The organism is Seleniivibrio sp. (genome assembly GCF_021209385.1).
Taxonomy (GTDB): Bacteria; Chrysiogenota; Deferribacteres; order Deferribacterales; family Geovibrionaceae; genus Seleniivibrio.
Genome location: NZ_JAJOIL010000011.1, coordinates 16,375 through 28,397, shown reverse-complemented (window position 1 = coordinate 28,397; position 12,023 = coordinate 16,375). Strand labels below are relative to the sequence as shown.

Annotated in this window: 14 protein-coding genes and 1 pseudogene; 8 read left to right on the top strand and 7 right to left on the bottom strand. The window is 42.6% G+C overall.

The genetic code is table 11. From position 1 onward, the window contains the following. Positions 1–146 precede the first annotated feature (146 nt). From leuB to LRY47_RS03530, 5 genes and pseudogenes are all read right to left on the bottom strand, one after another. On the bottom strand, positions 147–1,232 hold the full coding sequence (gene leuB / locus LRY47_RS03550; protein WP_366043180.1) for a 3-isopropylmalate dehydrogenase: 1,086 nt from the start codon (positions 1,230–1,232) through the stop codon (positions 147–149). 72 nt (positions 1,233–1,304) lie between these two features. Continuing rightward, complete coding sequence (locus tag LRY47_RS03545) at positions 1,305–2,393, bottom strand: LptF/LptG family permease (protein ID WP_295222658.1); 1,089 nt, start codon at positions 2,391–2,393, stop codon at positions 1,305–1,307. Continuing rightward, positions 2,390–3,391, bottom strand: a pseudogene (locus LRY47_RS03540) (LptF/LptG family permease); the annotation flags it as partial. The pseudogene LRY47_RS03540 and the gene LRY47_RS03545, both read right to left, overlap by 4 nt. Before the next feature lie 29 nt (positions 3,392–3,420). Further along, entirely contained in the window at positions 3,421–3,717 is a 297-nt protein-coding gene (locus LRY47_RS03535) for a DUF1820 family protein (RefSeq protein WP_295222657.1), read from the bottom strand. A gap of 4 nt (positions 3,718–3,721) precedes the next feature. Next, the gene (locus LRY47_RS03530) at positions 3,722–4,105 is read right to left on the bottom strand and encodes a phage holin family protein (RefSeq protein ID WP_295222655.1); all 384 of its coding nucleotides are present in this window, start codon (positions 4,103–4,105) and stop codon (positions 3,722–3,724) included. Positions 4,106–4,152: 47 nt separating this feature from the next. Between LRY47_RS03530 and LRY47_RS03525 the strand changes: the two genes are divergently transcribed. Continuing rightward, a complete protein-coding gene (locus LRY47_RS03525) occupies positions 4,153–4,986 on the top strand; it encodes a PHP domain-containing protein (RefSeq protein ID WP_295222654.1) in 834 nt (277 codons plus the stop codon). On the opposite strand, the gene LRY47_RS03520 is transcribed toward LRY47_RS03525, so the two are convergent. Further along, entirely contained in the window at positions 4,956–5,591 is a 636-nt protein-coding gene (locus LRY47_RS03520) for an HAD family hydrolase (protein WP_295222652.1), read from the bottom strand. The genes LRY47_RS03525 and LRY47_RS03520 overlap by 31 nt on opposite strands. Before the next feature lie 97 nt (positions 5,592–5,688). Between LRY47_RS03520 and fliD (LRY47_RS03515) the strand changes: the two genes are divergently transcribed. From fliD (LRY47_RS03515) to LRY47_RS03495, 5 genes are all read left to right on the top strand, one after another. Continuing rightward, positions 5,689–8,055, top strand: a complete 2,367-nt coding sequence (fliD, locus tag LRY47_RS03515; protein ID WP_295222650.1) for a flagellar filament capping protein FliD — start codon at positions 5,689–5,691, stop codon at positions 8,053–8,055. A gap of 92 nt (positions 8,056–8,147) precedes the next feature. Further along, positions 8,148–8,378, top strand: coding sequence for a flagellar filament capping protein FliD (gene fliD, locus LRY47_RS03510; protein WP_295222648.1), 231 nt, complete (start codon positions 8,148–8,150; stop codon positions 8,376–8,378). Positions 8,379–8,402: 24 nt separating this feature from the next. Beyond that, a complete protein-coding gene (gene fliS, locus LRY47_RS03505) occupies positions 8,403–8,831 on the top strand; it encodes a flagellar export chaperone FliS (protein ID WP_295222646.1) in 429 nt (142 codons plus the stop codon). Positions 8,832–8,834: 3 nt separating this feature from the next. Next, on the top strand, positions 8,835–9,170 hold the full coding sequence (locus LRY47_RS03500; protein ID WP_295222645.1) for a hypothetical protein: 336 nt from the start codon (positions 8,835–8,837) through the stop codon (positions 9,168–9,170). A gap of 41 nt (positions 9,171–9,211) precedes the next feature. Further along, on the top strand, positions 9,212–9,553 hold the full coding sequence (locus LRY47_RS03495) for a hypothetical protein (RefSeq protein WP_295222643.1): 342 nt from the start codon (positions 9,212–9,214) through the stop codon (positions 9,551–9,553). Positions 9,554–9,691: 138 nt separating this feature from the next. Here the strand turns inward: LRY47_RS03495 and LRY47_RS03490 are convergent, their stop codons facing one another. Further along, on the bottom strand, positions 9,692–9,976 hold the full coding sequence (locus LRY47_RS03490; RefSeq protein WP_295222641.1) for an integration host factor subunit beta: 285 nt from the start codon (positions 9,974–9,976) through the stop codon (positions 9,692–9,694). Between the two features lie 116 nt (positions 9,977–10,092). On the opposite strand from LRY47_RS03490, the gene murJ reads away from it, so the two are divergent. Next, entirely contained in the window at positions 10,093–11,574 is a 1,482-nt protein-coding gene (murJ, locus tag LRY47_RS03485) for a murein biosynthesis integral membrane protein MurJ (RefSeq protein WP_295222639.1), read from the top strand. Next, the gene (dtd, locus tag LRY47_RS03480) at positions 11,571–12,017 is read left to right on the top strand and encodes a D-aminoacyl-tRNA deacylase (RefSeq protein WP_295222637.1); all 447 of its coding nucleotides are present in this window, start codon (positions 11,571–11,573) and stop codon (positions 12,015–12,017) included. Before murJ ends, dtd begins: the two co-directional genes overlap by 4 nt. Positions 12,018–12,023 lie beyond the last annotated feature (6 nt).

Below are 12,023 nucleotides of genomic sequence, written 5' to 3'. Positions count from 1 at the left end.
AGGTCATCTATGTTAAGATAGAGTTCTGTTTGAAATTGGTCTTCTGTCTCTTTAAGCATCACATAATATAACAGAAAACGCCATGTAATTGCAATTACATGGCGTTTGTCAACAATCTGAGGCGACCGTAAGGTCGCCTTTTTAAGTTATATTCTTTCAGAGATGAGGTCGCCCATCTTGTCTGTTTTGACCAGTGTCTGACCTGTTTTGTTCTTGTTGAAGATGTCTCCGGTTCTGTAACCTTCGTCCAGAACTTTCTGAATAGCATTTTCTATATCAGTTGCAGCAGCGTCCAAGCCCAGAGAGTAACGGCACATAAGAGCCGCTGACATTATCTGTGCGATGGGGTTTGCTATGTTCTGTCCTGCTATGTCGGGTGCAGTTCCGCCGATGGGTTCGTAAAGTCCGAAGTTGGACTCGTTGATGGATGCGGAAGGAAGCATGCCGAGAGAACCTGTAAGCATTGCTGCTTCGTCAGAAAGGATATCGCCGAACATGTTCTCTGTCACTACAACGTCAAACTGGGACGGCCAGCGGACAAGCTGCATAGCGGCATTGTCAACATACATGTGGTTAAGCTCAACGTCAGGATAGCTTTTGTGAACCTCTGTAACGGTTTCTCTCCAAAGGATGGAAGACATAAGTACGTTTGCCTTGTCAACGCTGGTAACTTTGTTGTTGCGCAGTCTGGCGGCTTCAAAGGCAAGTTTTGCGATACGCTCAACTTCGGGTTTTGTATAGAGCATTGTATCCATACCCATGGTGCGTTCAGCGTTTATCTCTTTGGGCTGACCGAAGTAGATCCCGCCTGTCAGTTCGCGGAAGAAAGCTATGTCAAGTCCCTCGGGGATAAGTTCGTTTTTAAGCGAGCTTGCATCAATGAGGGAAGGGAATATCTTTACGGGTCTGATGTTGCAGAAAAGACCGAAATGCTTACGCAGAGGGAGCAGAGCGCCTCTTTCGGGCTGTTGGGCAGGGGGGAGGTTTTCCCATTTCGGACCGCCGACAGAGCCGAACAGGATAGCGTCTGACTGTTCGCAAAGTTTCAGTGTGGATTCGGGCAGAGGGGTGCCGTGGTTGTCTATAGCTATACCGCCTATGTCGGCAAAGCTGAATTCAAATGTTTTGTTATATTTTTCAGATACTTTGTTCAGGACCTTAATAGCCTGCTGCATCACTTCGGGTCCGATTCCGTCACCCGGTAAAACTGCTATTTTTGCCATTTGGAACACTCCTTATATTAGTAAACTCCGAATATTATTCCAATACACATGTAAAGTCAAACTGTAATATGTTCAATAAAACTACATTGCATGCTCACGCCTGTAAATGATGAACGCAGCAAGACATGCGAACAGAATGATGGGCAGAAAACTTGACATAAAGGGGCTGAGAACGCCGTTTTTGCCAAGAGATGCACATGAGGCAACGCTCATCCAGAATCCAAAACCAACACCCAGCGACTTTGCCGCAGCTTTTATGTATGAGTGGTTTCTGTTAAAGTCCACGCAAAGCGGGAAGATGACCAGTATTATGACCAGAACGCTTATTGCGTGAGCGAATATTTTATATATCTGGAGCATGTATTTAGAAGTATTAACATTTTGATTTTTCATAACCTCGGCAACTTTGTATATATCGCCGATTGACACAAACTGCGGTTTGAGGAACGGCATTTTTGAAAGTTCGTCAAATATGGGTTTTGTCATGGTTATATTTCTGACGTCATAGGTTTTTTTAGGAACGTTCATCATGTCGTATTTTTTCTGATTGAACAGTTTCCATTTGTCGCCGTCTTTTTTCGCAGAATTATAGGTTTCGATTGATTCCACCTGCAGTTTATCATTGAGGGTGTATTCGGTGACATAGTGAAATTCCATCTTTTCAGGGTCAAGGGCGGTTATGTGAATGAATTTGTTGCCGTGAAGCTTCATCCATATGTTAGTGAGAGAAGGGCGGATGTCCATCTCTTTTTTATATATTATCTCTGCGGCGTATTTTTCGCGCATATACATAACTTTCGGGTTGATGGTGTTCGCAGTAAGGACGAGCAGCAGTGAAACAACCGCGCCGGATATAAGAAACGGCTGAATCAGGTTGCGTATCTTCCCGCCGAGGGAAACGTATGCCATCAGTTCGTTGTTTTTTATAAGTGTCAGCATGACCAGCATGGTGGAAATTACAATTGACATCGGCATGGTGGTATAGAGCAGATAGGGTATCTTCATCATGTCAAAAACCAGCACCTGAACAATGCCGACCTTATATTTATCTATCAGATCAGTGTGCATTGCGGCACTTGCCAGCAGTGAAATAATTCCTACAACAATCTGAACCACAACTGTATATTTAAGAAATAAAGATATGACATATTTATCAAATTTGGAAATCATAAAACTCTCTCGTAAGCGAAGATGCTGATTATGCCGAAGAATACGTTAGGCACCCATGCCGCGAAGAACGGCTCGATGCTGCCTTCCGCCGCAATGTTCTGCGCAACAAGGAACATCATATTGTATACAACTACAATTAAGACCGTTGACGGGATCGCCATTGTTTTTCCGCTTCTGTGGAAGAACATACCGATACTCATACCGAACACGCACATGATGATTGCCGCAAAAGGCATAGAGAAGCGTTTGGAGTATTCAAATTTGTATATAGGGTCTTCATTGAAGTTTGCTCTGAGTTCGTTCATAGGCATCAGACGCTCTGTTTTTATCGTCACTCTGGAAGCCTCGGCAAGAGGAGCGTTGATTACGAATTTATCAAAATTTATTGTTGAGTGCATGTTATCTTCGCGGATTGTTGCTATGCGCCCGTTTGAAAGTTCAAGCAGCAGTCCTGCGTCCCCTGTAGGGATAATCTTTGCAGTCTCGGCGGTTATGACTGAGTTCTTTGATTTATCAATTATCATGAGTCTTGCGTATTTGGTATCGCTTATTTTCTTCTCAGCGTAAAAAACATAGCCCTTAAGCTCTTCGTAAAGCTCTTTTTCCTTGATATCCCTGATTGATATCAGTTTTGCCATTTTAAGCACGTTTTCAGCCGCCAAAAAACTTCCTTTCGGCATCAGATAGGTGCTCATTGCAACACCGAGAGCGAAAACTCCTATGGCAAATATCATTGCGGGCAAAAGGAAAAATCTTTTACCTGCGCCGAACGACCGCATGGCTATTATCTCACTTTCTGAAGACATCCTTCCGAAAACGAATATAACTGCAAGCAGTGCCGACGTTGGTATGGTTATTACGAAAAAGGATGGCAGATAATATATTACGGTCTGGATTATCAGCCAGCCGGGGACGCTTTTTGTGAAAAAAAAGGTCTGACAAGTCGACAAGTTTGTCCAGAAGCAGAAGCAGTATAAAAAATACATTGCCGAGGAAAAATATCGGCAGCAGTTCTTTTAGAATGTATTTATGAATCAGTTTGAGTTTCACTATATAGCCTTATAACCGGAGTTTCTTTATGCATAGTAATTTCGTCAATTCGCACTATATAATTCAGAGGAATATATGAGCGTTCGACGTTTTTAAAGACCTCTTTCAGTTTCCCGTCGTCGGGAGAGATGATTATGTCCGACTGACCTATGAAAACTATGTCCGATATCTCTATCAGACCGAGGAATGAGGACGGGTTCAGGTAGCTTGCGTGTATGGTCTGAACCTTTTTATCTTCGTCTATAAAGACGATTTTATACAGCTTTTTGTTCATTAGTTCATTCGCCTTTGCGGTAATAAAATTTGACGGCGGAGCGGGATGAAAAGGAATCGAACACCAGATTTACGATGCTGATGATGATGGCGCCTAGAAATGCCGCCCAGAAGCCTTTTATAACAAGCTCTTCGATAAAGTGTGCCGTCAGAAGCAGAAGCATGGAGTTAATTATCATATATCCCACTCCCAGACTGAGTATCTGAAAGGGAAGTGTCAGAAAAAACAGGAGCGGACGCAGAAAAGTCTGAAAAAACGTAAGTATAAGCGCGGCCGCAAGCAGAGCGCCGTATGATTTCACATTGATGCTCTCCATAATGAGCGATGCAAAACCTATTCCAATAACGTTGACACAAATTCTGTAAAGTATATACTGAAATCTATACATAATATGACATAATATATTGTTAAAATGATAATAACAAGGAGTTTTTCATGATAGATCTGCATTGCCATTCAACCTATTCTGACGGTACGTTTTCTCCGGTGAAACTCCTTGAATATGCTGAAAAAAGAGGTGTTGAGGTTCTTGCCCTGACAGATCACGATACTGTGGACGGGCTGCCTGATTTCTTTTTCCACGAAACAAAAGTTGAACGTGTGGCTGGCACGGAACTCAGCATAGATTACGACAAAGGAACGTTCCATCTCGTCGGGCTTTTTTTGGATTATCGTGAAAAAAAACTGAATGAGACTCTGGATTTCCTTAAAAAAGTACGCAGAGAAAGAAATGAGAAGATACTTACATCCGTCAGCAACCTTCTGGGGCGGGAAGTAACGCTTGCGGACGTTTCCGATGGAAACGAAGGCGAGCTTGGCAGACCGCACATAGCGAAATTTCTCATAAAATGTCATGTCGTTTCAACTATGCAGGAGGCTTTTGATAAGTATCTGGCGAAGGGGAAACCGCTCTATGCTGATAAGGCAAGACTTTGTTTTGACGATGCGGCGGCTATGATACACGGAGCAGGCGGCATAACCGTTCTGGCGCATCCCGTCAGTTTACACCTTGAAGATGATCTTATGGAGGGTTTCCTCGCTGAATACAAGGAAAAAGGGCTTGACGCCATAGAGGTGTTCTGCTCGGAAGTCGCTCCTGAAAGACGTCCGTTTTATCTTGCTATGGCGAATAAATTCGGTCTGGGGGTTTCAGGCGGAAGCGATTTCCACGGGGACAACAAACTCAAAATAGCTCTCGGTACAGGTCCTGAAACACTCAATACGCCTTATTCCGTTTATCAGGCTCTAAAGGAGCTTGCACACAGATAATCGAAAACCTCTGCGTGGTCTTTTATGATCCTGCTGTCCTCGAGCTCGTTTTCATAGGCGAGGAAATGAATATCTGCCGTTTTTGCAGCCAGATAGTCCGTCATCGAATCGCCGATGAATAGTAGCTCTTCTTTTTTACTGCCGAAATATTCCATTATCTTGTAGAGCCCCTCAGGGTTTGGCTTCGGTTTTGCTACATCCATGCATGTGACGGTGTAGGAGAAAAAATTTCCCATACCGAAATGTTCCAGAAGGTATGAAAGCGATATGCCTCTGTTTGTAAAAACAGCGAGGCTGCGTCCGGAATTTCGGAGCTTTTCGAGGGTTTCGTGTATGTTTGGATTAGGCTTCATGAGGTCGATGAACATTTTAAAGTTCATTTTCATGGCGAATTCAAGCATCTCGGCAATCAGTTTTTCGTCGCTGACGAAATGCCTGATTATTCCTTCGTTGGTTCCCATCATGGCGAGTTTTACAAGAGAAGGGTTTTCCCAGTCGATAACGGGGACTCCGTATTTTTCAAATACGAAGTCGTAATAACCCCTAACCGCCATAGTGCTGTCAAAAAGCACGCCGTCGCAGTCGTAAACGATAATATTTTTCATACCTATTGCTTAATACATTTTTGATGATTGGGCAATTTGTTTCTAAAGATTGGAAGAAATCAGTCCGAATAGACTGATATCCTCAGGAGGTTGACCCATGGCCGGAATACAGGTAGGCGGCATTGTTTCGGGATTGGACACGAACGCTCTGGTTGAGCAGCTTACACAGCAGGCAAATATTGCAGTGGACAGGCTGAACGGACAGTATTCATATAAAGCGCTGGAAAAAAATACATATACTTCTATCAATGATATGATGGGGGATATGTCTTCTGATCTTCTGTCTCTTAAACTTGAATCGACGTTTTTGAGTAAAAAGATATCCTCCACAAACGAATCTGTCGCCACCGCCACAGCAACAACTGAAGCGGATATAGGTACCCACTCTCTGACAGTTTCAAAACTGGCAAAAAACTCAGAAGCATTGAGTTCATATACCCGTGTAGGAATGGTTACGGCAGGAGCGAATATTACAAAAATATCAGGCAGAGCAACCGAATCTCTTGAAGGGAAACATACGGTTACTATTTCGACAGTATCTTCAAAATATCTTTCCACCGACGTTTTTGAAGTAAGCAACATCGGATCCGTTTCAAAACAGGCTGGTTCAACTTTTTCTAGTGTTGACGCCAACGGAGCCTTGACATCAGATATTTCAGGTGATCTTCAGTTTACATATACGGATGCCGACGGGAACAACCAGACAGTTACAATCAGCGGTACCTTCGGTACTTCAGGACAGGATATCAACGTTGTATCCACTAATATCGAAGATACATTGAACAATGCTCTGAACGCTTCTATGGGAACAAATAACGTACAGTATGTCACCATGAGAGCCGATTATAACAGCACATCATCTGCATGGAATTTTTCCATGTATGAAACTACCATAGACGATTTCAACATTGCATTTGGCGGTGACGACAGTACAACTCTAAGGGATGAACTCGGTTTTTCAGCGTCGTCTTCTCCAACGCTTTCAACAGTGACTAAAATTAATAAGTATCATCTTGCTGATACGGCAGCAAATTTACAGAACAAGCTTGCCAGTTCTATATCGGGTCTTATTCCGGGAGCAACTATTGAACAGTCAGGTACAATAACCACGGGAACGTTTGTATTTGCGCAGGATGCATCGCTTAAAGTATCTGCATCAACCTATTCTTCTTACGTTTCCGACACTGTTACATCGGGTACTCTGAACACGTCTACCGACGGACTTCAAAACGCCGGATTTTCAGTTGCTGCCAGCACAAGTCTGAACGGTACGTTCACAATAAACGACGTCGCCATAACTATCAGTGATTACACAAAGCTTAGCGTAGATGATGTATTAGGTATGATCAACAGTTCCGGTGCGGGTGTCACGGCAACCTATGATTCATCCACCAAAAAATTTAAACTGGAGTCAAACGAAAGCGGAGCGAAGACCATAACGCTTGGCGATTACAGCGACACCAGCAGTTTGCTGAAACTTTTTAAATTCGATACTACGAGCGAAACAACGTACACTGTGGGCAGTACGGCAGGAAGCATAAGCACGACAACAAAGCTTTCAAACGCCGGACTTACAACTTATCCATATACAGGGACTTTTACTATAAACGGCGTATCTATTTACGTTGACACATCTGTGGACACTATACAAACGCTCATAGACAAAGTTAACAAGTCCGGTGCAAAAGTCACGATGAGCTACGACTCTGCTTCCGACAAAGTCAAAATAAAATCAAATACCATAGATCCTATAACTGTCGGTTCAGCATCTGACACCAGCAATATACTTGAAGCTTTCAACCTGACAGACGATACTACTGTTACAACAACAATAGGCGAAGAGGGCAGCAGAGCGGTATTCACTGTTGACGGAACCACATATGTCAGAGACACCAATGTGATAGACGATGTTGTTGCCGGTCTGACATTTACAATAAACTCCGCAAGCTCGGAATCAACAACGATAGGGGTAAGCGTTGATCCTTCAAAGGGGGTAGCGGCTTTCGCAAAGCTGATACAACACTATAACGTACTCATGGAAAAACTATACACACCCGAAGTTGATGACGATGAAGAGGATAAATACATTGAGTATCTCACCGACACAGACAAAGAGAGCATGAGCGAAGACGATATCGCCAACTATCAAGAGAAATATGAGCTTTATAACAGCTATAAAATAATCAGACGAAGCTCTGAACTTCGCAATCTCGACACCAACCTCAGAAAATCTTTTTTTGCAGAACGTCCTGGGATAACAAGCTCCATAAACGATATGTCTGACCTCGGCATAGAAGTTGCAGGCGCCGGTGATACTTCAAAAGAGGTGTACGGATACCTTGTTACGCTGTCCACTGATTACGATGAAATATATGCCGCTCTGGAAGGCAATGAAACTTTTATGGATGCACTTACAAATAATCCTAAAGATGTATATACATTTTTGCGAATTCATCCGATTTAGATGAAGATGATGCTACTAACTCCAAAGAAGCTGCCCAGATCAAACAGCAGATAGAGAATGAAGTCGGCTGGGCAAGATACTTTGGTGATTATGTGCTTGATGCGTATACCGATTCAGATGGTATGATTGGTGCGAAACTGGGGACGACCGGAACCTTGCAGACATACCTGAATAAGCTGGCAACGAAGATCAGCGATCAGGAAGACAGGGTTCAGCAGGAGCTTGAACGGTATTGGGCGCAGTTTACGGCTATGGAAAAAGCTATATCCGATGCACAGTCTCAGTCATCAGCATTAAGCAGCGTGACATCATCGTCATCTTAATGTATACTATAGGAGTTTTAATCTATGCAAAGCCCTTACAAGAACTACATCAAACAGGAAGTTGAAGGCGCCACCAAAGGAAAACTTGTTCTCTTACTGTATGATGGAGCTATCAAGTTTATGAGGATTGCTGTTAAAGCTATTGACGACAAAAATATTCAGGACTCACATAATAACATTATGAAAGCCCAGAATATTATCTATGAACTAATGTCCACCCTGAACATGGATGCCGGAGATATTTCAAAAAACCTCCTTAGACTCTATGATTTCATGGTTTGGCAGCTTATAGAAGCAAACAGGGAGAAAAGTAAAGACAAGGTTGAGAGTGTTATAAAACTTATGTCGAACCTGAGAGAAGCCTGGCGTGAAGTTGTCCAGAAAGAAGAGGGCACAGCCGCAAAACAGGAGCCTCAGGAGGCGGAAGTCAGATCCATCAACTTTGCCGGATAAACTATGACTATCAACCCTAACAGTTCCGTTGTCAATTTGCGGGAAAAGCTCCTGCAAATGGACAGGAAGAAAACACAATCTGAGTCTGAAGATGTGAATTCGGGCAAAACGTCTGCCGAGTCCGTTTCTGCTGACAAGCAGTATATGTCTGATGTTATAGGCATAAGAAACGAAAACAGACTTGCAGTTCAAAGCTCAAACGCTATCACTTCAAAAGATGAAGCGTTCGAGATGCTCGACCTGCTTAAGCAGAAATTTTCCGACAGCTCGGAAACTGCTCTGAATGCACATAAAAAGGCGGATCCGAACACAGTAATGCAGTTTTACCCGTTTGAATAACATTCTGTGTCCGAAATATAGCTGATAAGGAAACAATCCTGATGAGCCAATCTGATTTTCATGTAATGTTTAAACAAGCGTATGACGCTGCAAAAGATTTAAACGAAAGAGAATTCAACGATTCATTCTTGGAAAAATATCAAATTTACAGTAATTATCTTTCCCAGATATTCCAAATTCTTGATAACATGCCGGAGAAACCGGAAGATGTAAAAAACGCAATAAAAAACCTTCTTGCTGAACACAAGAAGGTTGAGTATCGACTTGAGAGAGAAAAGACGGAGATTGGGAAAAAGATATCCAATAAGATACGCAAACAGCATATCCATAAAAAATACAATTCAAAAAGTATCAAATCGGCGCTTTTGAATAAAAAAATCTGAAGAACCCGAACACAGCAAAAGCTGTCGGTACTTTCAATACATCAGCGATTTAAAATCTGACCCATATCTTATAGCTCTATCATATAGAAAGAGGGTAAGTTTCCCTAATGGGCAGACCCGGGTTTCCAGAAACGGTTTTTACTCAGCTTCGATCAGAAGTTCTTTAATCTCTTTGCCGGGTTTGAAGTAGGGTACGTTTTTGGAAGGTACTTCCACTTTGTCTCCGGTTTTGGGATTGCGACCGAGTTTGGAGTTCTTTTCTCTGATCTTGAAGCTTCCGAAGCCTCTGATCTCTACTTTGTCTCCGGCTTTCAGAGCGTCTTTGATGTTTTGGAAAACACCGTTAACGATGAATTCGATCTGTTTTTTTGTAAGTTCGGGGTTGAGTGTAGCAATTACTTCGATCAGTTCTGATTTAGTCATAACCATAATCTCCGTGCAAATATCGTTTATTTATGATATTTTTCAATGTCTCATTATATCCGATGTGTTTTAACGTGTAAAGTCAATTTACGTTTTTTTTTAAGGAAATAATTGTCATGGCAGGATTTGTTAAAAAAGTGCTTAAATCCGGACTGGGTATTCTGACCAGCAGAGTATTCGGGATGGTGCGGGATGTGCTTGTGGCGGGCTTTTTCGGCGCAAATGCCCTTACAGACGCTTTTTTTGTTGCCTTTGCCATACCGAATCTTTTTCGCGCATTTTTTGCTGAGGGCGCGTTGTCTTCCGTATTTGTCCCCGTACTTAGCGATAAACTCACCAAAGAAGGGGAACGTTCTGCATCCGATTACCTGACAAGTCTTATAGTTTTTGTGTCCGCCGTCATTCTGGTTCTGCTTGTCTTGGTTTTTATATTTCCTGAATTTTCAGTTACAGTCTTTATGCCTGGATATAGACATGACCCCTGGATTTTGAGTTCTGCCGCATCAATGCTTGTGATTCTTATGCCTTACCTTCTTCTGATATCCGTATGCGCGCTTTTTTCAGGATACCTTAATATAAAAGACACTTACTATCTGCCTGCTGCTTCAACTGCTGTTCTTAATATATCTATGATAATAGGCGCATGGCTTGGATATATGCACTCTGGCAATATGAATATACTGTGCTACGGTGTGCTTGTCGGCGGAATACTCCAGCTTTTTCTGGTGTTCGGAGCGGCTGTTTATAATGGTTACAGACCTGTTTTTTTCAGCGGCATCAATAAGGATGCACTACAGACATTTTATTATGTTCTTCCTTCACTCGCCAGCGTAGGGATAAGTCAGCTTAATTTTATGGTCGGCAGAATAATTGCATCTTTCCTTACAATCGGCAGTATATCGTATCTGTATTATGCTAACAGGCTTTTTCAGTTTCCACTTGGGATGTTTGCAGTTGCTGTCGGCACTGTTACACTGACAGAGATAAGCGTGGCAAATTCCAATGGTGATTTCGGACAGCGCAACAAGCTTATAGATAAGGCGGTGAATGCTATTCTTGTTATTATGATACCTGCGTCGGCAGGACTTATTATTCTTGCCGAACCGATAATATCGCTCATTTACGGCAGACTGTCGTTTGGCGCAATGGACGTCAGGGCGACATCATTTGCCCTCAGAATGTATTCTTCCGGATTGTTATTCTATTCACTGATAAGTGTTTTCAGTCGCATATATTATTCGGATAAGGATGTAAAAACTCCCTTAAGAGCCGCTTTTATAGGCTTTGTGTTCAACGTTCTGCTCGGTTTTCTGTTTATGAAACCGTTAGGGCATGGCGGGATAGCACTGGCGGCATCTATTGCGGCTCTTGTGAACTGCTTGTTTCTTTATATAAAGCTGAAACACTATAGTTACTCAGTTGTCAGCAGTTTTAGTTTTATAGCGAAAATAATTATTTCCGCGGCAGCTATGTCTGCTGTTGTTTTCTTTGCTGATAAACATGGACTTCACGTCCTTATAAATATTGTTCTGGGCTGTGTTGTGTACTACTCTGCCTTGAGGGTGATGAAACTTGATCTGTTGAAGGTGATTAGATGAAAGCTGTGCTTCAAAGAGTTAACAGTGCATACGTCCGTATTGACGGGCAGACTCAGGCTGAAATAGACAAAGGTCTTTTGATCCTTTTCGGAGTTGAAAAGGGTGATGAAGCTGAAAAATGTGCTGAACTTGCCTATAAGTCAATGAATCTGCGCATATTTGAGGACGAAAACGGCAAGATGGGCAGATCTGTTAAAGATATTGACGGCGGAGTGATAGTGGTCAGCCAGTTTACTCTGGCAGGGAACTGCAAAAAAGGTCTGCGTCCTGATTTTACAACTGCAATGGAACCTGTAACTGCAAATCTGTATTACGAAAAATTTGTTGATGAATGTCGCAGGCAGTATGCCGCCGACAGAATTCAAACGGGAGTTTTTGCCGCGGATATGAAAGTAGGGCTTGAAAACGACGGACCCGTAACAATAATATTAGAATCAAGGTAGGAGACG

Bases quoted from the DNA above. Each gene is read 5' to 3' on its own strand.
- LRY47_RS03545 (WP_295222658.1), bottom strand. From the start codon at position 2,393: ATGATTTCCAAATTTGATAAATATGTCATATCTTTATTTCTTAAATAT.
- LRY47_RS03535 (WP_295222657.1), bottom strand. From the start codon at position 3,717: ATGAACAAAAAGCTGTATAAAATCGTCTTTATAGACGAAGATAAAAAG.
- LRY47_RS03530 (WP_295222655.1), bottom strand. From the start codon at position 4,105: ATGTATAGATTTCAGTATATACTTTACAGAATTTGTGTCAACGTTATT.
- LRY47_RS03525 (WP_295222654.1), top strand. From the start codon at position 4,153: ATGATAGATCTGCATTGCCATTCAACCTATTCTGACGGTACGTTTTCT.
- LRY47_RS03520 (WP_295222652.1), bottom strand. From the start codon at position 5,591: ATGAAAAATATTATCGTTTACGACTGCGACGGCGTGCTTTTTGACAGC.
- fliD (WP_295222650.1), top strand. From the start codon at position 5,689: ATGGCCGGAATACAGGTAGGCGGCATTGTTTCGGGATTGGACACGAAC.
- fliS (WP_295222646.1), top strand. From the start codon at position 8,403: ATGCAAAGCCCTTACAAGAACTACATCAAACAGGAAGTTGAAGGCGCC.
- LRY47_RS03500 (WP_295222645.1), top strand. From the start codon at position 8,835: ATGACTATCAACCCTAACAGTTCCGTTGTCAATTTGCGGGAAAAGCTC.
- LRY47_RS03495 (WP_295222643.1), top strand. From the start codon at position 9,212: ATGAGCCAATCTGATTTTCATGTAATGTTTAAACAAGCGTATGACGCT.
- LRY47_RS03490 (WP_295222641.1), bottom strand. From the start codon at position 9,976: ATGACTAAATCAGAACTGATCGAAGTAATTGCTACACTCAACCCCGAA.
- murJ (WP_295222639.1), top strand. From the start codon at position 10,093: ATGGCAGGATTTGTTAAAAAAGTGCTTAAATCCGGACTGGGTATTCTG.
- dtd (WP_295222637.1), top strand. From the start codon at position 11,571: ATGAAAGCTGTGCTTCAAAGAGTTAACAGTGCATACGTCCGTATTGAC.